General features: G+C 48.0%; 21 protein-coding genes. All 21 read left to right on the top strand.

Features of this window, described 5'->3' with window-relative positions; genetic code table 11:
• The first annotated feature begins 153 nt into the window (after positions 1-153).
• On the top strand, positions 154-597 hold the full coding sequence (ndk, locus tag MKY97_RS18035) for a nucleoside-diphosphate kinase (protein ID WP_342551700.1): 444 nt from the start codon (positions 154-156) through the stop codon (positions 595-597).
• Positions 598-621: 24 nt separating this feature from the next.
• On the top strand, positions 622-1413 hold the full coding sequence (locus tag MKY97_RS18030; protein WP_342551699.1) for a protein-glutamate O-methyltransferase CheR: 792 nt from the start codon (positions 622-624) through the stop codon (positions 1411-1413).
• Positions 1414-1580: 167 nt separating this feature from the next.
• Positions 1581-2750 (top strand): chorismate synthase, encoded by a 1170-nt coding sequence (gene aroC, locus MKY97_RS18025; RefSeq protein WP_342551698.1) that lies wholly within the window; start codon positions 1581-1583, stop codon positions 2748-2750.
• Between the two features lies 1 nt (position 2751).
• Positions 2752-3846, top strand: coding sequence for a 3-dehydroquinate synthase (gene aroB / locus MKY97_RS18020; protein WP_342551697.1), 1095 nt, complete (start codon positions 2752-2754; stop codon positions 3844-3846).
• 5 nt (positions 3847-3851) lie between these two features.
• On the top strand, positions 3852-4220 hold the full coding sequence (gene aroH / locus MKY97_RS18015) for a chorismate mutase (RefSeq protein WP_342556378.1): 369 nt from the start codon (positions 3852-3854) through the stop codon (positions 4218-4220).
• 523 nt (positions 4221-4743) lie between these two features.
• The gene (gene trpE / locus MKY97_RS18010; RefSeq protein WP_342551696.1) at positions 4744-6312 is read left to right on the top strand and encodes an anthranilate synthase component I; all 1569 of its coding nucleotides are present in this window, start codon (positions 4744-4746) and stop codon (positions 6310-6312) included.
• Between the two features lie 50 nt (positions 6313-6362).
• Positions 6363-7421 carry an anthranilate phosphoribosyltransferase gene (trpD, locus tag MKY97_RS18005; protein ID WP_342556377.1) on the top strand — a complete coding sequence of 353 codons (1059 nt, stop codon included), beginning with the start codon at positions 6363-6365 and terminating at the stop codon, positions 7419-7421.
• The gene (trpC, locus tag MKY97_RS18000; protein WP_342551695.1) at positions 7411-8199 is read left to right on the top strand and encodes an indole-3-glycerol phosphate synthase TrpC; all 789 of its coding nucleotides are present in this window, start codon (positions 7411-7413) and stop codon (positions 8197-8199) included. The genes trpD and trpC overlap by 11 nt, the downstream gene beginning before the upstream one ends.
• Entirely contained in the window at positions 8196-8936 is a 741-nt protein-coding gene (locus MKY97_RS17995) for a phosphoribosylanthranilate isomerase (protein WP_342551694.1), read from the top strand. The genes trpC and MKY97_RS17995 overlap by 4 nt, the downstream gene beginning before the upstream one ends.
• Positions 8933-10129, top strand: a complete 1197-nt coding sequence (gene trpB, locus MKY97_RS17990; RefSeq protein ID WP_342551693.1) for a tryptophan synthase subunit beta — start codon at positions 8933-8935, stop codon at positions 10127-10129. The genes MKY97_RS17995 and trpB overlap by 4 nt, the downstream gene beginning before the upstream one ends.
• On the top strand, positions 10129-10935 hold the full coding sequence (gene trpA / locus MKY97_RS17985) for a tryptophan synthase subunit alpha (protein ID WP_342551692.1): 807 nt from the start codon (positions 10129-10131) through the stop codon (positions 10933-10935). Before trpB ends, trpA begins: the two co-directional genes overlap by 1 nt.
• Before the next feature lie 65 nt (positions 10936-11000).
• Positions 11001-12101 carry a histidinol-phosphate transaminase gene (gene hisC, locus MKY97_RS17980; protein WP_342551691.1) on the top strand — a complete coding sequence of 367 codons (1101 nt, stop codon included), beginning with the start codon at positions 11001-11003 and terminating at the stop codon, positions 12099-12101.
• A 27-nt stretch (positions 12102-12128) separates the two neighbouring features.
• Positions 12129-13223: a prephenate dehydrogenase gene (locus tag MKY97_RS17975; RefSeq protein ID WP_342551690.1), complete on the top strand. Its 1095-nt coding sequence runs from the start codon at positions 12129-12131 to the stop codon at positions 13221-13223.
• Positions 13224-13910: 687 nt separating this feature from the next.
• Positions 13911-14504 (top strand): sigma-70 family RNA polymerase sigma factor, encoded by a 594-nt coding sequence (locus MKY97_RS17970; protein ID WP_090917194.1) that lies wholly within the window; start codon positions 13911-13913, stop codon positions 14502-14504.
• Complete coding sequence (locus tag MKY97_RS17965) at positions 14501-15136, top strand: zf-HC2 domain-containing protein (RefSeq protein WP_342551689.1); 636 nt, start codon at positions 14501-14503, stop codon at positions 15134-15136. The genes MKY97_RS17970 and MKY97_RS17965 overlap by 4 nt, the downstream gene beginning before the upstream one ends.
• 44 nt (positions 15137-15180) lie before the next feature.
• Entirely contained in the window at positions 15181-15780 is a 600-nt protein-coding gene (locus MKY97_RS17960; RefSeq protein WP_342556376.1) for a histidine phosphatase family protein, read from the top strand.
• Positions 15781-16024: 244 nt separating this feature from the next.
• A complete protein-coding gene (locus MKY97_RS17955) occupies positions 16025-17143 on the top strand; it encodes a hypothetical protein (protein ID WP_342551688.1) in 1119 nt (372 codons plus the stop codon).
• Between the two features lie 44 nt (positions 17144-17187).
• A complete protein-coding gene (locus MKY97_RS17950; RefSeq protein ID WP_342551687.1) occupies positions 17188-17694 on the top strand; it encodes a gamma carbonic anhydrase family protein in 507 nt (168 codons plus the stop codon).
• Positions 17695-17717: 23 nt separating this feature from the next.
• Positions 17718-17897, top strand: a complete 180-nt coding sequence (locus MKY97_RS17945) for an IDEAL domain-containing protein (protein WP_342551686.1) — start codon at positions 17718-17720, stop codon at positions 17895-17897.
• 169 nt (positions 17898-18066) lie between these two features.
• A complete protein-coding gene (locus MKY97_RS17940; protein WP_342551685.1) occupies positions 18067-18489 on the top strand; it encodes a DUF2487 family protein in 423 nt (140 codons plus the stop codon).
• A gap of 193 nt (positions 18490-18682) precedes the next feature.
• The gene (locus tag MKY97_RS17935) at positions 18683-19225 is read left to right on the top strand and encodes a ubiquinol-cytochrome c reductase iron-sulfur subunit (protein ID WP_342551684.1); all 543 of its coding nucleotides are present in this window, start codon (positions 18683-18685) and stop codon (positions 19223-19225) included.
• Positions 19226-19233: the final 8 nt, after the last annotated feature.

Below are 19233 nucleotides of genomic sequence, written 5' to 3'. Positions count from 1 at the left end.
TGCTGTCCGACTAAGCTCATGGCTCTATCTCTCTGATGTGAGATACGGATGTGAAAATCCTCATTGGGAGGATTTGGACTTGTATGTTACAATCAAAGGGATTGCGTTTACATAGTGACTAACTTTGAACCGTGAGTGAGGAGTGAACTGGTAATGGATCGTACATTTTTGATGGTGAAACCGGATGGTGTGCAGCGTGGTTTGATCGGCCGTATTATCAGCCGTCTGGAGGACAAAGGATTTAAGCTGGTGGCAGGGAAATTGGTGCAGATGTCACAAGAACAGGCCAAACGCCATTATGCCGAACATGAGGGCAAGCCTTTCTTTGATGAACTCGTTCGTTTTATCACATCTGGACCGGTATTTGCTATGGTGTGGGAAGGTGACGATATTGTAACGCTTGCACGTATGGTCATTGGCAAAACAAATGTGAAGGAAGCAGCTCCGGGAACCATTCGCGGAGACTTCGCCAGCCATACGCCGCATAATCTCATTCACGGGGCGGATTCGCCGGAAAGCGCGGCTCGTGAAGCAGCCAATTTCTTTAGTCCTGACGAACTGGTAAGTTACGAGAAGAGCATCGCAGCCTGGTTGTAATTATTAGCCAAAGGGTGATATACGATGCTGGAGCAAGAACAACTAGACCCGGACTATGCCGGATTCATTCGTAAAATTAAAGAGAGCACAGGCATTGATCTTGCTCAGTACAAGGAAGGCCAGATGAAAAGAAGGCTGACCACGCTTCGTAACAAAAACGGGTTTAATACGTTTTCCATTTTTTTCGATGCTATGCAGAAGGACAAGGCTTTATTTTACGAGTTTCTTGACCGCATGACGATTAACGTATCTGAATTTTGGCGTAATCCGAATCGCTGGGAAGTGCTGCGCGATCAGATTCTGCCTGAATTGGTGGGTTCCAAGCGCCGTGCGAAAGTGTGGAGTGCTGCCTGTTCGACAGGCGAGGAGCCATACACCATTGCGATGATTCTGGATACAATGGGCATTCTGAAAGAAAGTTCCATTACGGCAAGCGACCTGGATGAAGGCGCGCTCGCCAAAGCCAAGGAAGGCCGTTATATGGAACGATCTCTGAAGGATGTACCACCGGAAACGGCAAGCCGATACTTTAAGCAGGATGGCCTGATGTATCGTATCGATGACAAATTAAAAAGTGCAATAAGCTTTAAGAAACAGAACTTGCTGGTAGACCGTTTTGATGACGGGTATGATTTGATCGTCTGCCGCAATGTTATGATTTATTTTACCGAGGATGCGAAGAATCTGTTGTATCACAAATTCGCCGCCAGCCTGCGTCCTGGTGGGATGCTGTTTGTAGGCAGCACAGAGCAGATTTTCTCCCCTGGACAATACGGGCTGGAGACAGCAGAGACATTTTTCTATCGGAAAAAATAAATCAGTATAAGGTCAACCGCCTGAGGCGCATGAAGATGTGCTCAGGCGGTTGTTTGCATAAGAAAAAGCGGATTTCTTGTCAAAGCGGATCAGCTATACTATAATAAGCAAAGAAATTATGGGATTTTAGCAATGTGAAGTTTAACAGTTTAAAGGGGGAACGTATTATGAGTTTACGTTATTTAACTGCAGGGGAAACGCACGGACCCCAATTGACCGCAATTATCGAAGGACTGCCAAGTAATCTGAATATTGATTTTGAAGAATTGAATTTCCAGCTTCATCGCCGCCAGAAAGGATATGGCCGTGGTCGCCGGATGCAGATTGAGAAGGATCAAGCCAATTTTGTTGGCGGAATTCGTCACGGGTATACGACAGGTGCTCCAGTAGCACTGGTTGTTCAAAATAATGACTGGAAGCATTGGCAGAATATTATGAATATTGAGCCGATTGAAGGCAGTGACGAGGAGAAACGCCGGATGCATCGTCCGCGTCCTGGACATGCCGACCTGAACGGCGGTTTGAAATACAATCTCAAAGACCTGCGCAACGTTCTGGAACGGTCCAGTGCTCGTGAGACAACGGTACGTGTAGCTTGCGGTGCGATTGCTCGTCAATTCTTGGCTGAGTTTGGCATTAAGGTGGCTGGGCGTGTTATCCGGATCGGAGAGATTGAAGCCCCGTATCAGGAGCTTCCAATTGACGAACTGATTGCGGTAACCGAAGCTTCATCGGTTCGTGTGACCGATGCTGAAACGGAGAAAAAGATGGAAGCGTACATCGATCAGATCAAGCAGGAAGGTGACTCTATCGGTGGAATCGTGGAATGCATCGTTGAAGGGGTTCCTGTCGGTCTGGGAAGCCACGTTCAGTACGATCGTAAGCTGGATGCGCGCATTGCTCAAGGTGTAATGTCCATCAATGCATTCAAAGGCGTGGAGATCGGCATTGGGTTTGAAGCAGGAACGATTCGCGGCTCACAGGTTCACGATGAGATTCTGTATAACGAAGAGCTCGGTTATCACCGTGCATCGAACCGTCTGGGCGGATTCGAGGGTGGTATGACGAACGGTATGCCGGTTGTTGTACGCGGTGTAATGAAGCCTATTCCAACGCTGTACAAACCGCTGCAAAGCGTAGATATTGATACAAAGGAAGCCTTTACAGCACAGGTTGAACGTTCTGATGCATGTGCAGTTCCGGCAGCCAGCGTGGTGATGGAACATGTCGTTGCATGGGAAATAGCCAAGGCTTTCCTGGAGAAGTTCGGCGGGGATTCCATGGAGGAGATCCGGGCGAACTATGCAAGCTACCAGGCGCAGCTGGAGAACTACTAATATGCGGCAGTTGACAGTGCAGCTCGGGGAACGTTCTTATCCCATCTTGATCGGCAGCGGTCTGCTTGCTCAGGCTCCGCAGTATTTTGAACAGGCGGGTTTGACCAAAAAAAGCCCGCTTCTGATCATTACAGATGATCATGTGGCTCCGAAATACCTGCCAGGACTGGAGCAGACACTGCGTGCGGCTGGATATTCTGTCGTATCTGCAGTGGTGCCTTCAGGTGAGACTTCTAAATCCCTTGCCGTATATCAGGACATGATGACAGCAGCCATTGAAGGCAAATTGGACCGAAGCTCGGCAATCCTCGCTCTCGGGGGAGGAGTTGTCGGCGATCTGGCTGGATTCGTAGCTGCTACCTATATGCGGGGCATCAAGTTTGTACAGATACCGACAACTATTCTTGCTCATGACAGCAGCGTTGGTGGTAAAGTGGCGGTCAACCATCCGCTGGCGAAAAATATGATTGGTGCTTTTCATCAGCCAGAGCTTGTGCTCTATGATGTGGATACGCTGCAGTCCCTGCCGCCGAGAGATGTGTCAGCTGGTCTATCCGAAATGCTGAAGCATGGGCTGATCCGTGATGAAGCATTCGCCCGTTGGTGTGAAGAACATGCTGAGGCGCTGCTTGCTCTTGATCCCGATAAACTCGGACACGGTCTGGAACGCGGGTGCAGTATCAAAGCCGAGATTGTCTCTAACGATGAGCGTGAAAATGGAGAACGTGCACTCCTGAACCTGGGGCATACCATTGGACATGCCATTGAAGCTATTGCCGGATACGGCGAGTATCTGCATGGAGAAGCGATTTCAATCGGCATGGCGGGTTCAGCACTGCTCGGTGAGAAGCTTGGAGCGCCGGCAGGACTGTACGACGACACGGTGCGTATGCTTCGTTCGCTTCGACTTCCGGTAACGCTGCCTGCACATCTTAGTACGGATGCTTTAATAGAAGCGATGATGCACGACAAGAAATTCCGTGAAGGTCATATGGTCTTTATTGTTCCTGATCGGATTGGAGCTGCCAGAATCGTGAAGGATGTGCCGGTGTCGGCTGTTCGCGAAGTTATCGAGCTGCTCAGGAAGGGAGAATGACAGAAATGGTTACACGGGGAATCCGCGGGGCAACCACAGTCACGCAGAACAATGAAGAAGAGATTTTGAAAGAAACAGCGGTGCTGCTTCAAGAGATTGTTGACCGGAACAAGATTGTCCCGGAGGATATCTGCAGCGTGTGGATTACGATGACTGGGGATCTGGATGCAGCATTTCCTGCGAAGGTTATCCGCCAATTGGATGGCTGGGAGCTTGTGCCCCTGATGTGTGCACTGGAGGTGCCTGTAAAGGGAGCTTTGGCCAACTGCATACGTTTCATGGTGCATGTGAATACAACCAAAGCGCAAGATGAAATCCATCATGTGTACCTTAACGGCGCACAGGCATTACGTCCCGATCTGGCTGGACGTTAAGTTTCTTGAACTGTGATGGTTGTCAAATCAATGATTATCATGTATAGTGAGAAACAGTTGAGTAGAGCTTGAGATTGAGCTGAGAGCAGCTGAGTATAGTCTAGTATATAGCAGAGTCCAGTGTTAGGTAGCCGATGCGTCTGAAATCGGTCAACGCTTTCACGGTACGTCATGCTAAGGAACACTACAGGAAGAGAGAGTAGACATGTCAGAGGACATCGTTTATTCGCATATCACAGAAGGAGCATTTCACATTTTTAACTTGGGAGTTTATTGGATCACTGCCAAGTGACAAGATGCTGCAAACGAGATGTTTCCAAGTATATGATCTCTCTGAATACAACTGATACCATGAGTAATCATGGCACAGGAAGCTGTAATTTTCCGACAGCATATGTATAGGGACTTGTTATTTATGAAGCAGCATGCCTGAATACAGCTTATAACCAAACCTCTACCTGATGGTAGAGGTTTTTTTGTCGTCATAACCTTCTTCAACCTATATCTGAAAGGACGTGATCTGATGATAACGCCAAATGTTAACCAAGTACTGAAAATGTCAAGTGAGTATAATCTGATTCCGGTTGTCAAACGAATTCTAGCTGACATGGAGACGCCGATTCGTATCTTCCGTCGTTATGCGGATAATGACCGTGCATTCCTGCTCGAAAGTGTAGAGGGCGGCATTCAATGGGCGAGATACTCCTTCATTGGTACCGATCCGTTCTTGATGATTTCAGCGAAGAAAGGCCGCATTGTCGTGGAGGAAGCCGGGAAGACTCGTGAACTGCCCGGTAAACCGATTGAAGAACTTAAAGCACTGCTTCGCAAATACCGAAGCCCGAAGCTGGATGAACTTCCTCCGTTCACGGGTGGGGCGATCGGATTTTTCGGATATGACCTGCTGCAGTATTATGAGAAGCTTCCAGCTCATGCGCTGGATGATCTGAATATGGATGACATTCGGTTTATGTTCTGTGATCAGATCGTCGTGTTTGACCATGTAAAGCAGCATATGCTGCTTGTGGGTAATGTACATGTCAAGGAGGGTGCGACGGACGAAGAGATTCGACAGGCATATGCGGCCACATCCGAGAAGCTGGAACAAGCGGCTGAGCGTTTGCAGCAGCAGGGACCAGGCGAGAACCTGAACCCGCGTTCGATTCCGGGGGATGTGGATCTGGGAGATGTTCGTTCGAACCTGACGAAAGAACAATTCATTGGCAATGTGGAGCAGGCTAAAGAGTACATTCGCTCAGGAGATATTTTCCAGGTTGTGCTGTCCCAGCGTTTTCATATTGATACGGAAGTTTCACCCCTTCATGTGTACCGCGTACTGCGTACACTGAACCCGTCGCCATATATGTATTATCTGAAAATGGACGATGAAATCATCGTAGGAACCTCGCCTGAAGCGCTGGTTAAGGTTGACGGCAATCGTGTAGAAACGCGTCCGATCGCAGGCACTCGTCCTAGAGGAGCAACGGAAGCAGAAGACCGCGCACTTGCAGCGGATTTGCTTCAGGATGAAAAGGAGCGCGCTGAACATCTGATGCTGGTGGATCTGGGAAGAAATGATTTGGGCCGTGTATCCACTTTTGGCAGCGTGAAATGTGACATGTTTATGGAGATCGAACGATACTCCCACGTGATGCATATGGTGTCGAACGTTACGGGCGAGCTGAGAGAGGATAAAGATTTCTTCGATGCTTTCCTCTCATGTTTGCCCGCTGGAACGGTATCCGGTGCTCCGAAGCTGCGTGCGATGGAGATTATTGCAGAATTGGAAAAGGAAGCACGTGGTGCCTACGCCGGAGCGATCGGTTATCTCGGATTCTCGGGAAACATGGATGCGTGCATTACCATCCGCACGATTATTTTCAAAAAAGGAAAAGCGTACGTGCAGGCCGGAGCCGGCATTGTATGGGATTCGGTACCTGAGAAGGAATATGAAGAGACTGTGAACAAAGCGAAGGCATTGTTAAAGGCGATTCGAACGGCGGAAGCGATGTTTCCTGCAAAAACTGCAGATCGCAAATTAAATCTGGCTAACGCGGATTATTTTGTTACACCAACTTCGGCAGCGAACTGAGAGAGGAGAGACTGGTTATGAACTTAAACCCAATCATGGATGACAGCCGGATGTTTTCTGAAGCAGCCATTTCCCAAAAAGTAGGATTGAAGCAGGGACTCGCAAAAATTCTGGAAGGCCATCATCTGGAACAGCATGAGGCTCGTGAACTGATGAATTCCATCATGAAAGGTGAAGCCACTCCGGCTCAAATTGGCGGGCTGCTGATGGCGCTTCGCATGAAGGGGGAAACGGTGGATGAAATCACCGGTTTTGCCCAGGCCATGCGGGGACAGGGTGGACGCATTCTGACAGACGGTAGAGGACTGCTGGACACATGCGGCACAGGCGGATCAGGTATTCATAAATTCAACATCTCTACAGCATCGGCAATCATTGCTTCGGCAGTTTCGGTTCGCGTAGCCAAACATGGCAATCGTTCTGCCTCTGGCAAAGCAGGCAGCGCGGATGTGCTGGAAGCGCTTGGCGTTAATATTCACCTTAATGGAGAGCAGGCCAGACAGTGTCTGGATGAGATCGGAATCTGCTTCTGTTTTGCACAGGTGTACCATCCATCCATGCGCCATGCAGCGGCCCCGAGGAAAGAGCTGGGTGTGCGGACCATTTTCAACATGCTGGGGCCTTTAACGAATCCTGCTGGAGCTGATCGACAACTGCTCGGTCTGTATGATCGATCCCGAACGCCGATGATTGCTGAAGTTCTTAACCGCCTTGGTTTGAAAAGAGCGCTGGTTGTTGCCAGTCATGATGGACTGGATGAAATTAGTATCTCTGCGCCTACGCAGGTATCGGAACTGCGTAATGGGGAAGTGCACACCTATGACATCGATCCACGTGATATGGGGCTGTCCATGCACCCGCTTGACGCGGTGCTTGGAGGAGATGCGGCACAGAACGCCGAAATTATACATCGGATCTTCCAGGGTGAACGCAGTGCTTACCGGGATGTTGTGCTGCTGAACGCAGGAGCGTGTATTTATGTATCTGGCCTTGCGGACAGTATTGCAGACGGGGTTAAAATCGCTGCAGAGGCAGTGGATTCGGGTAAAGCGGCCAGTAAGCTGGGACAGTTAATTCATACAACGGAGGCGTACAATCATGTATCTTGATCGAATTGTTGCGACAAAACATAAAGAAGTGCAGGCACTTGCACAGACTTTTAACATGGATGAGGCGATGCAGAAGATTGAGCAGCTGCCTGCTGCACGCGGATTTGAACAGGCGCTTTCAAGCAAACGCAACCGCAAGCTGGGACTTATTGCCGAAGTGAAGAAGGCCTCGCCATCCAAAGGTTTGATCCGTCCGGATTTTCATCCGGTAGACATTGCTTCTGCCTATGAACGCGCGGGGGCTGATTGCATCTCTGTGCTGACGGACGTTTCCTATTTCCAAGGCAGTAACGAGTACCTGCAGGCAATCCACCGAGCAGTGAACATTCCGCTGTTACGCAAGGACTTTATTATTGACGAGAAACAGATTGCTGAAGCTAGACTTCTTGGAGCAGATGCCATTTTGCTAATTGCAAGCATCCTCACACCCCAGCAGATTCGTCAATATTTGACGTTTGCGAAAAGTCTCGGACTGGACGCTTTGATTGAAGTTCATGACCGGGCAGAGCTGGAGACGGTGTTAGAGATTCCTGAGGCAACACTTGTCGGCATAAATAACCGGAATCTGAAAACATTCGAAACCAGTTTAAACACTACGCTGGAGTTGATGGAATTAATTCCACCCGGTGTGACGCTGATTAGCGAAAGCGGGATCGACGGTGCGGAATCAACGAAACCCCTGATCGAAGCTGGCGTGCATGGTATACTGGTTGGAGAGCATCTCATGCGCAAAGAGAATGTTGAAGCCGCTGTTTACGATCTGATGGGACCAAAATGATGGATAACTCGACAGATAACCTTAGAGGCAGCAGTTCTCCCGAACAAGGACACTCGCTGTCAACGGCCGTAAAAATATGTGGACTTCAGGACGTTGAAGTGCTAAAATCGATGATAAACTTGCCTGTGGATTATATCGGCGTTGTGTTTGCCAAGTCCCGCCGCCAAATTACTCCTGAACAGGCAGCAGTGTTGAGAACGGTTTTGAATGAGTGGTCCGTAACTGAGCGTCCGCGGCTTGCAGGTGTTTTTGTGAATCCAACGCTTCAAGAACTGGAACATGTGATGCAGACCGTGTCTCTGGATGTGATCCAGCTGCATGGACAGGAAAGTGCTGCATTTTGCAAACAAGTGAAGGAGCACTGGAATGTGCAGGTGTTCAAGGCAATTTCTTTTTCCGAAGATGATACAGGACAGAACGCGGACCACACGGCGATGCAGAAGTTACATGCCTATGTGGAGTATATAGATGCAGTACTGCTTGATACCTTTGACCCTTTATATGGCGGGGGCTCCGGCAAAACATTTGCCTGGGAGCGTATACCTGCATATGCGGATTGGGCTGCTGAACATCGGATCGCCATGTTTGCTGCAGGTGGGCTTCATGCGGACAACGTGCAGCAATTAATTTTAATGTACAGACCTGATGGCGTAGACGTATCAAGCGGTGTGGAGACGGAAGGTCTTAAAGATATAACTAAAATCAAAGCATTTGTAGAAAGGGTGAAGCAGGCATGACGCATCAATTGCCGGATGAGCATGGGCGTTTCGGTCTCTTCGGAGGCCGTTTCGTACCCGAGACACTAATGAACGCACTAATTGAACTTGAGGAAGCATACAGCCGCTTCTCTGAAGATGAAGAGTTTAACAAAGAACTGAACTATCTGCTGAGTGAATACTCCGGGCGGGAGACACCGCTGTATCACGCGGAGCAGTTGTCCCGTCATCTGGGCGGACCAAAAATTTATCTTAAGCGTGAAGACTTGAATCATACAGGTGCACATAAAATCAACAATGCGATTGGACAAGGACTGCTTGCCAAACGTATGGGCAAAAAGAAAGTTATTGCCGAAACCGGCGCGGGCCAGCATGGCGTTGCAACAGCAACTGTCGCTGCACTGCTCGGACTGGAGTGTAAAGTATTCATGGGTGAGGAAGATACGCAGCGCCAGCAGCTTAACGTATTCCGCATGAAACTGCTCGGAGCAGAGGTGATCCCGGTGACATCGGGCACACGCACACTAAAGGATGCAGGGAACGAAGCGCTTCGTTATTGGGTCAGCAATGTGGAAGATACCTTCTATGTATTAGGTTCTGTTGTTGGGCCTCACCCGTATCCGATGATGGTTCGAAATTTCCAACGTGTAATCGGGGATGAGACACGTCGTCAGATTCAGGAGATTGAAGGACGCCTTCCGGACGTTATCGTAGCGGCTGTGGGCGGCGGGAGTAACGCGATTGGCATGTTCTATCCTTTTATCGGAGATCAGGATGTGAAATTGGTCGGTGTTGAAGCAGCAGGTAAAGGTGTGGATACCGAGTACCACGCGGCGACGATGAGTAAAGGTACACATGGTGTATTCCAAGGCTCGATGAGTTATCTGCTGCAGGATGAGTATGGACAGGTACAGCCTGCACACTCCATCTCAGCGGGTCTGGATTATCCGGGTGTTGGACCGGAGCACTCGTACTTAAAGGATATTGAACGGGCACAATATGTTCCGATTACGGATCAGGAAGCCCTGGATGCACTGCAGCTGTTAAGCCGTACAGAAGGTATTATTCCTGCGCTGGAGTCGGCCCACGCGGTTGCTCAGGTTGTAAAGCTGGCGCCTGAACGGACAGCTGATGATATCGTTGTTATCTGTTTGTCTGGTCGCGGAGATAAAGACGTAGAATCCATTATGAAGTATACGGGAGGTAACTTGTAATGAATCTGATGGATCAAACCTTCCAGCAATTAAAAGAACAAAATCGTACAGCACTTATCCCGTTTCTTACCGTTGGTGATCCTGATGTGAACACTACCATTGATATTATCAAAGAGCTGGAACACGCTGGAGCAGACATATTGGAACTTGGTGTGCCGTATTCCGACCCACTCGCAGACGGTCCTGTCATTCAGCGTGCTTCCGAGCGCGCATTGAAAAGCCAAATTACGATTCGTACGGTGATGGAAACTGCAGCCAAAGCTCGTGAAGCAGGCGTGAAGCTGCCATTCGTCCTGTTCACGTATTACAATCCAGTGCTGCAAACGGGGCTGGATGTATTTTTTGACGAGTTAATTAAACACGATATCAGCGGAATGATTATTCCGGACTTACCGATTGAGGAGGCAGAAGATATGCGCCGCCGTGCCGATCAGGCGGGTGTTCATCTGGTTCCACTTGTAGCTCCTACGTCGAATGCCCGAATTGAGCGAATTGTTACCGGGGCACGTGGGTTCATCTATTGTGTATCTTCCCTCGGCGTTACAGGTGAACGTGCATCCTTCTTCAATGGGGTAGAGAGTTTTATTGAAACAGTGAAGAGTTTAACGGACCTTCCTGTTGCCGTGGGCTTCGGAATCTCCAGTCATGAGCAGGTAGCTCACTTCTCTCGTATCTGTGACGGTGTCGTGGTTGGAAGTGCTATTGTGCGCCAGGTGGAAGAGGCGATTCCGCTGCTTGAAAAACCGGATACTCGTGAAGCAGGACTGTTGCAAATTCGCAGCTTTGTGGCACAATTAAAAGGATAACGATATGTGTTGAACGATTTATGTACACGTTACTCTAATTTTTTGAATAACAGGAGGCGGTCAAGTTGAAACCGAAATCCCAGATTGTCAATCTGCCTGTCTATAAGCCGGGCAAACCGATTGAAGAAGTCAAACGTGAGCTGGGGCTGGAGCAAGTCATTAAGCTGGCCTCCAATGAGAATCCGTATGGCAGCTCTCCCGCTGTACTGGATGCCATTACAAGAGAAATGGCTAACGTAAGCATCTATCCTGACGGCAGCTCTGCTGAACTGACCGAGGTGCTTGCCAAGCACCTCGGGGTGGAGCGAGATCATTTGATATTCGGATGTGGATCGGATGAAATCATTGCGCTGATCACGCGGGCGTTTTTTCTCCCTGGAGATGAAACGATTATGGCGGACCAGACCTTCTCCGTATATAAAAGCAATGCGGATATCGAAGGCGCCGTAACGATTGAAGTGCCTTTGAAGGATGGCACTCATGACCTGCCGGCAATGCTCGCCCGGATTAACGAGAAAACCAAAGCCGTGTGGGTGTGCAATCCAAATAATCCAACCGGCACGATTATTTCTGAACAAGAGCTCATCGGCTTTATGGATCAGGTACCGTCAAGTGTAATGGTTGTGCTGGATGAGGCTTATTATGAATTCGTAACCGATGAAGCTTATCCGCAAAGTATTCCGCTGATTGATCGTTATCCGAATCTGGTTGTCCTGCGGACCTTCTCCAAAATCTATGGCTTGGCATCGCTCCGTATAGGCTACGGGGTCGCACGTCCGGAGATCATCGATCTGATTAACCGTGTACGCGAACCGTTCAATACCTCCCGCTTTGGACAGGTCGCAGCAAAGGCTGCACTTCAGGATCAGAATTTTGTCCAAGAATGTGCGAAGCGCAATGCATCAGATCGGGCTTGGCTGCAAAATGAATTTTCTCGCCTTGGACTACCTTACTTCCCATCACAAGGGAATTTTATTTTGGTCGATGTGAACATGCCATCCGTTACAGCGTTTCAGTCTTTGTTAAAACAGGGCATTATCGTTCGTTCGGGCTTTCACGTCTATCCAACGTACATTCGTGTGTCTGTAGGAACAGCGGAGCAGAATCGTGCTTTTGTAACAGCGCTGGAGAACACACTGGCGGAGAACACGGCAGCACGCCCTTAATACTGGCGACGAAAAGAGTGAGGACCGATGACAATAAAAATTGCAATGATTGGTGTCGGGCTCATCGGTGGTTCACTAGCGCTTTGCTTCAAAGGCAAGCCGGGGATTACCGTGATGGGTTACGCACATTTAGAGGAATTAAAAGACAAGTACATAGCGAGCGGAGTAGTGGATGCTGCAACGCTCTCTCTGGAGGAAGCGGTGCAGGATGCCGACTTCATTTTTTTGTGTGTGCCTGTTGGCCTATTGGAAGCTTATTTTGAAGAACTATCCAGACTACCGCTGAAAAAGGGCTGCATCATTACAGATGTTGGCAGCACCAAAGCTTCCATCGCCGCTTGTGCAGAACATGTCCGATTGAAGGATGCGTACTTTATCGGGGGGCACCCGATGGCGGGTTCCGAACGAGCAGGCGTGGATGCGGCCTCAGCCGTATTATTCGAGAACGCCTATTATGTGCTGACTCCTTCCGTGCATGTGCCTGAGGAGGCGTACAGCCGTTTGTCCGAGCTGTTAGCGTATACCCGGGCCCAGATTGTTCGGGTAGAGCCGCTGCTGCATGATGATATTGTTGGGGCCATCAGTCATCTGCCTCATGTTATTGCTGTTGCCTTGGTCAATCAGGTGCGTGAGTACAATGAATCCAATCCATTGTATAAAATGCTGGCTGCAGGCGGTTTTAGGGATATTACACGGATTGCGTCCAGTGACGCCATTGTTTGGAGGGATATCCTGTTAAGCAATCGGGAGGTGCTGCTGGACCTGCTTAAGGATTGGAACAGTCAGATGACGGCTTTTACAACGATGCTGGAACAGCAGAACGGGGAAGGCATTGAAGATGCATTCCGTCAGGCACGTGAATTCCGCAGTGTACTGCCTGAGCGGCGCAAAGGCATGATCTCGCCTTTGTTTGATCTGTATACAGACGTACAGGATGCACCGGGGATGATCGGTAAAATTGCAACAGAGCTCGGGGCAAATGATATCAACTTGAGCAACCTTGAAATTATTGAAAACCGCGTGGATGTGCCGGGGATTATGCGGCTGTCTTTTCGCCAAGAAGAGGACATGGAAAAGGCGAAGGCATTGCTGGATTCTCTGGGATATCAGGTTTGGGTTTAGGCGGCAGAGGGAGGGCGAAAGCCCTCTTTTTTGTAATTGAAAGAGGATTTAGCATTTAAGGACAAAAAAAAGACCGCTTACATAAGCGGCCATTGCTCACGTGGAGCAATACAGTTATTGGATAGGAGTGGAGAGAAACCATACTGTACTTTTATTATATGTATACGTTTTCATTTTGTCAACACTTTGAACAAAAATATTTGTATAAAGTTAGATTTGGCGGAAATTTAGGGAAATGAATCTCTACTACAGCTGAATTCCGGAGATGAAGCAAGCAGCTGACGGCATAAACAATACAGTTAACAGCATCATAAAATTTTTTTGAAAAAAATATTTCATTTTTGTAACCTTTTTAGAACTTAACACGTCTATATTATGCAAGGCTTCCAAGAAGCCTTGAAACGAAGTCATGACGACGAATTAAGCGGCATATGAATGTCAAGTCGGGCTAAAGCGGAATCCAACGGATTTGCCAGGATGATGCAGACCGTTGTACAATGTTACTGTTATGTAGAAACGTTGGGGAAATTGCCATTACATAGGGGAATTTGGCGGAAGGGCCGTGAATGGCGCTTGACGCTTTTTTTATGCGGTTGAAACCGCAACTTTTTTACGCCTGTTCGGTAATACATGGATAGAGTCGAACGGGGAGAAGCACATGGATGGGCGAGGAGGGGTCGCACTCAAATGACGGATTCCCAGTTGATTCGAGAGATCAAGGAAGGTAACGTGGAGTTATATTCCGAGCTGATGAGTCGTTATCAGCGTAAAATACTGGCTTTCGTATATCATATGTTGAAAAGTTCCAATATGGAGCTGCTGGCGGAAGATCTCTGTTCTGAGACATTCTACAAGGCGTTCCGCAGTTTACACTCTTTCCGTGAGGTGGACGCTTCATTCTCCACCTGGCTGTATACCATTGCCAGAAATACGGTATTGAGTGAGCTTCGCAAACAGCGTAGTGGAAACGTTCCGCTCGAAGAGAGCGGTGTAGTTCCTGTTGCTCCGATGGAGAATGCTCCAGAGCATGCTGTGCTGCGCAGCGAGCGGGTTATGCTGGTTAGGGATGCGATTAACAATCTGCCAGAGAAGCAGCGCTCTGCGATTATACTTCGAGAGTATGATCAGCTGGACTACCAGGAAATTGCGGGTATTTTGGGACAGAGCGTCAGTTCTGTGAAATCGCTGCTGTTTAGGGCAAGATCAAGCGTAAAAACACAGTTGGAACCTTATTTCTTCGAGCCGATGTACGAGCCATATGAAGGGATGAAGAACCGATGAATTGCAATGAAGCCCAGGAACTGTTTGCACTGGTCTGGGACTTGCCGGAATCTCATCCACAGCGAATTGCATTTCAAGCACATCTCGCTGGTTGTGAAGAGTGTTCGGAGCAGTTTGAAGTCTGGGAGGAAGCCCAGATGCTCCTGCACAGTATTCCGGCACCCGTAACAGAGCAGCAGGCAGAGAGAGTTAACCGTAATGTTATGGACCGGATTTATGCGGAGTCTCCATGGCTGCTGCCGGAAGAGGCAAAGGTGAATCGTTTCTCTGCGGCGATCCGTAAACATATGTCTTTATGGATTGCAGCGTTCCTGGCTATTTTTTTATGCAGCTTCCTGTACATGGCGATGTTTAAGCCAGCAGTATCAGAGGCTGAGAAGTCCAATGTTATCACTACAGGTATTCTTGAGACAGGAGTTGCCGGAAGTGCATCTTCATCCTCGGAATTATACCAGTACAGCATTCCGCAAGCGGATAAGGGGAGCATTATTGAACCTTTTGTTGTGAGTATGGGCCCTGCCTATCCACAGTACTGGATGGCGTTATCCCTGCTGGCAATCGGGATGGCTTTGTTTTCACTTGGGCGTATGCATCGATCGACGACTAAACGCAAACAAGGTGTGGGTGTGTAGGTAACCAACCTGGATGTCACCGGGTGAAGAAATGAGGGATGAGTGTGCGGATCGGACTTGTTCGTCATGGTCTCACAGATTGGAATGCAGCTGGCCGTATACAAGGACAGACAGATATTCCGTTGAACGAGGAAGGACGCAGGCAGGCAGAACGTCTCGGTAGACGTCTGCAGTCTGAAAAGTATCACTGGGATTATATTGTAACCAGCGGCTTATCAAGGGCGCAGGAGACAGGCGAAATCCTTTCACAAATGCTTCAGGTACCGATGCTTGAACCGGATGCACGATTGAAGGAAAGAGGTTTTGGCCAAGTGGAGGGCCTTACTTCGGATGAGAGAGTTGCGAGATGGGGAGAATCCTGGGATACACTTGACCTAGGACAAGAGAACATCGCGGATATTCAGGTACGTGCGGTGTCATTTCTAGAGGATTTATGGTCTTCTCACTCGCAGGAAAATGTATTGATTGTAACGCATGGTGCTTTCCTTGCCAACCTGTTAACAGCGTTATTTCAAGATAAATACAAAGAGCGAATTGGTAACTTGTCCCTGACCATTCTTGAAAAAGAACGTGAGGACTGGATTCCGCTTTTATACAATTGCACACAACATCTGTCGATGGACACTGCCGAACAATCTGAGTGATACAGCTCAGGTTGTTTTTTTTTATCTATGTAATATTGATTTGAGAGAATGGATGGAAATACCGAGTGTACTCTATTGTTTTTCTTCTGATTGCACAATTTCAGGCATAAGATGGTGAAAAACAAAAAAAGTTTACAAAAAGAGGTTTAGATTATGGAGAATCCGTCAACCATGTTTACAAAACCACACTGTTTCAGGTCTTAATCAGCAGCCGAAAACAGTGAGCGGGCGAGGCGATGGACCCATGAATCTAGCAGATATGCTGACTTTTGCTGATATTGGCCAGCTTAATCGAATAGCAGATTACTATCAATGCGAATGCAAGCCCAATTCCAAACATGAACTCATCCAGAGCATCCTCTCGACATTGGGCAGCAAACCTTTCTTTGAGCAGCAGGTACGTCAATTGAATCAGGCTGACCAACGGTTTTTAAATAACCTGTTATTTGATCCCCGCCAGTATTATGGTATGGAAGAGCTCATCGCCATAGCCCGTCAATCGATGGACAAAAAGGAGAGTGAGGCAGGTTCGAGTCCCCGAGATCTTATCATTCGCTTTACCCAAAGCGGATGGCTCTTCAACGGGACTACGCAGCAGACCAGGTATCTCTATCAAGTGCCTCAAGATTTGAAACTCAGGTTCAGAGATGTGTTAGCTGCACATTTAAGAGCGGGTATCGTCAAGACATCCGAACCGTCTATGTATCGCGAGGAATACCATCTGATGGCAGAAGACCTGAAGCTTTTCCTAAAGTTTGTGAAGCAGCATGAGATCGCTGTTAATGCGGAAGGGATGATGTATCGCCGTTCACAGCAGCAGCTTATGGAGCATCTGCATATCTCTGAAGAACTGGTGGGCAGATCCGGATGGCGCTTCGGATACGGCCGTTCGTTCAAAGATTACCCTGACCGCTTCGCACTGGTGTATGATTACGCCTTTCATAACCGGTTGATCCGTGAAGAACATTGTGCTTTGAAACTGACAGTGGCTGGTGAAGAAAAGCTGGGGGCCGAGAACGCTGCGGAGATGATACAGCTGTTTCGGTTTTGGTTAAGACTTTATAAAGGTGCTGTTCCTAATCTGTCCTCAATTGTGTACTGGACAGGTGAATGTGCAGGTGATTGGTCTACGACGGAATCGCTTTTTAAGCAAATCGGACCCTTCATTCAGCCGTTCTATTACGATACTGCAGAAGACATATATGAAAAGAGAATCATCAGAATGATGCAGCACCTCGGGTTGATTCGCGCAGGTGTGCATGAACAGGGTAGAACAGTGCAGATGACTGCCTGGGGATCAAGACTTGCAGCCTCCTGCCGCTCAATCTCGGCTGATGTTAAGCAGATCGAGTTTGACAAGTGAAGGACAAGTTGCTACAATCACTCCCAAATTAAGGAGTGATACGAATGATAATTCCATACCAAGGTATACAACCACAGCTGCCCCCTTCGATATACATGGCTGAAGGTTCGAAATTGATAGGTGATCTGCATATGGGAGAAGAATCTTCTGTGTGGTTTAATGCGGTCCTGCGGGCTGACTTGGCGCCTATCAAGATTGGAAAGCGCTGCAATATTCAAGATAATGCTGTCGGACATGTGAACACCAATCAGCCCCTAATTCTGGGGGATGATGTCTCTGTAGGACATGCTGCAATCATACATGGTTGTACCATTGGAACAGGGACATTGATTGGCATGGGGGCCATTGTGCTTAATGGTGCTGATATCGGTGAGTATTCGTTGATTGGAGCCGGTTCTGTGGTGACTGAGAATAGTAAAATTCCGCCCTATACTCTCGCTTTGGGCACGCCGGCCAGAGTGATTCGTGAATTGACCGAAGCTGATCTGCAGCGGATGTCGAAAACTTCACTGGGTTATGTGATCAAAGGAAGAGAATATAGGAGCTCTTAAATCCGTTTTGGAGGTGCATCCTATTGGATAAAATGAAAGTTACGTATGAAGTCATGTTGGGGCTGGCAGCTGAGATGGTCTGGGACGAGGCGCTTCGCAAACAGCGGAGTGAGAAGCTTTATTTGGAAATCGACAAGGCGTTGGCTACCGGAGACGAAGTAGCTTTCCGGAATCTGACGGATGAACTGAGAACGATCAATTAACAGATCAACGACGGATCATATAGAATAAGAGTAAACTGACTACAGAGGAATGCGCAGCTGCGCATTCCTTTTTTTGATATATACATCTAAATGAAATGAATATCTGGCTTTATAACATATGCTCATATATAATATGGGAATAAAATGGATAGGAAGGGGATATAGGGAATTGAAATTCAGCGAGATGAATCAAGACAGCTGGGCTGAACTGCAGCTCTATTTGGACACATGCCTTGTTCCGTTCACAGCTATGAACGGTAAACAGTCTCCGGTTCAAGCAACTGAAGCGCTGGAACGGCTTAGAGATTTTATAGACATGGTTGAAATTCCATTTAAAGGTCGAATTATGACGTATCCGGCCTATCATTACACGAGTACGGAAATGTCAATGACATTAAATACCTTGTCCTCGGAACTAAAAGCTTCTGGTTTCAAATATGTGGTTATTATGTCAGCAGATGGATCTTTTTTGAATATGGAAATTCCGCATGCAGACTTGCTTTTAAGTCAAAGGGATCTCGTTCATGAAATGGGAAGTGAAGCAATAGCAGGGTATGTTGGGGAATGTATTCGAGATTTATGGAAAAAGTGACGTCTTGATGACAAATGTGACAAATTTCCAACAGTTTTTTAATAACGCTTACAAATGAAGCTTAAAAATGTGTGACAAATTCTTGACGGTGTTCTAGGGCTACTATATGATTATGTATGTTCTAGTAAGTCGTGGAATTTATGATAATGAAAACGGTTGAGAGAGTTGGCTGAAAAAGGGGGTTGGAGACAGTATGAGCAGTGAGCATGACCAGCACGAAGCCTCGATTAAACCGCCAAGCAGAATGGAAATGTCGCGCAGGCAGTTTTTGACGTACACGCTTGGTGGAGCTACAGCCTACATGGCCGCCGGTGCAATTCTTCCTATGGTCCGTTTTGCGGTGGACCCGATTTTGCAGCACAAGGGAGAAGGAACCTCTGTCAAAGTGGCTGAGATCAGCAAAATTACAAATGAACCTCAAGAATTTACGTTTGAACTGAAACAGCAGGATGGCTGGTATTTGAGTAATGCCTCGTTGGTGGCATGGATTCGCAAGGATGAACAAGGAAAAATTTACGCACTTTCACCTATCTGCAAACATCTGGGCTGTACAGTAGGCTGGAACAGTGACAAAAATTATCCGAATGAGTACCATTGCCCATGTCACGGTGCGCACTATGACAAGGAAGGGAAGAATCTTGCCGTTGCCCCGAAACCACTGGATGAATACGTGGTTAAGGAGGAACAAGGCTGGGTTTATCTGGGCGAGATTGTTCCGAACACCCGAGTGAAATAGGAGGCGTG

Source organism: Paenibacillus sp. FSL R7-0652 (genome assembly GCF_038595045.1).
Taxonomy (GTDB): domain Bacteria; phylum Bacillota; class Bacilli; order Paenibacillales; family Paenibacillaceae; genus Paenibacillus.
This window is presented reverse-complemented; position numbering and strand designations above follow the sequence as displayed.

Bases quoted from the DNA above. Each gene is read 5' to 3' on its own strand.
- trpA (WP_342551692.1), top strand. From the start codon at position 10,129: ATGAATCTGATGGATCAAACCTTCCAGCAATTAAAAGAACAAAATCGT.
- aroH (WP_342556378.1), top strand. From the start codon at position 3,852: ATGGTTACACGGGGAATCCGCGGGGCAACCACAGTCACGCAGAACAAT.
- MKY97_RS17965 (WP_342551689.1), top strand. From the start codon at position 14,501: ATGAATTGCAATGAAGCCCAGGAACTGTTTGCACTGGTCTGGGACTTG.
- trpB (WP_342551693.1), top strand. From the start codon at position 8,933: ATGACGCATCAATTGCCGGATGAGCATGGGCGTTTCGGTCTCTTCGGA.
- MKY97_RS17970 (WP_090917194.1), top strand. From the start codon at position 13,911: ATGACGGATTCCCAGTTGATTCGAGAGATCAAGGAAGGTAACGTGGAG.
- aroC (WP_342551698.1), top strand. From the start codon at position 1,581: ATGAGTTTACGTTATTTAACTGCAGGGGAAACGCACGGACCCCAATTG.
- MKY97_RS17950 (WP_342551687.1), top strand. From the start codon at position 17,188: ATGATAATTCCATACCAAGGTATACAACCACAGCTGCCCCCTTCGATA.
- trpD (WP_342556377.1), top strand. From the start codon at position 6,363: ATGTTTTCTGAAGCAGCCATTTCCCAAAAAGTAGGATTGAAGCAGGGA.
- MKY97_RS17975 (WP_342551690.1), top strand. From the start codon at position 12,129: ATGACAATAAAAATTGCAATGATTGGTGTCGGGCTCATCGGTGGTTCA.
- trpC (WP_342551695.1), top strand. From the start codon at position 7,411: ATGTATCTTGATCGAATTGTTGCGACAAAACATAAAGAAGTGCAGGCA.
- trpE (WP_342551696.1), top strand. From the start codon at position 4,744: ATGATAACGCCAAATGTTAACCAAGTACTGAAAATGTCAAGTGAGTAT.
- MKY97_RS18030 (WP_342551699.1), top strand. From the start codon at position 622: ATGCTGGAGCAAGAACAACTAGACCCGGACTATGCCGGATTCATTCGT.
- MKY97_RS17935 (WP_342551684.1), top strand. From the start codon at position 18,683: ATGAGCAGTGAGCATGACCAGCACGAAGCCTCGATTAAACCGCCAAGC.
- MKY97_RS17955 (WP_342551688.1), top strand. From the start codon at position 16,025: ATGAATCTAGCAGATATGCTGACTTTTGCTGATATTGGCCAGCTTAAT.
- aroB (WP_342551697.1), top strand. From the start codon at position 2,752: ATGCGGCAGTTGACAGTGCAGCTCGGGGAACGTTCTTATCCCATCTTG.
- ndk (WP_342551700.1), top strand. From the start codon at position 154: ATGGATCGTACATTTTTGATGGTGAAACCGGATGGTGTGCAGCGTGGT.
- MKY97_RS17995 (WP_342551694.1), top strand. From the start codon at position 8,196: ATGATGGATAACTCGACAGATAACCTTAGAGGCAGCAGTTCTCCCGAA.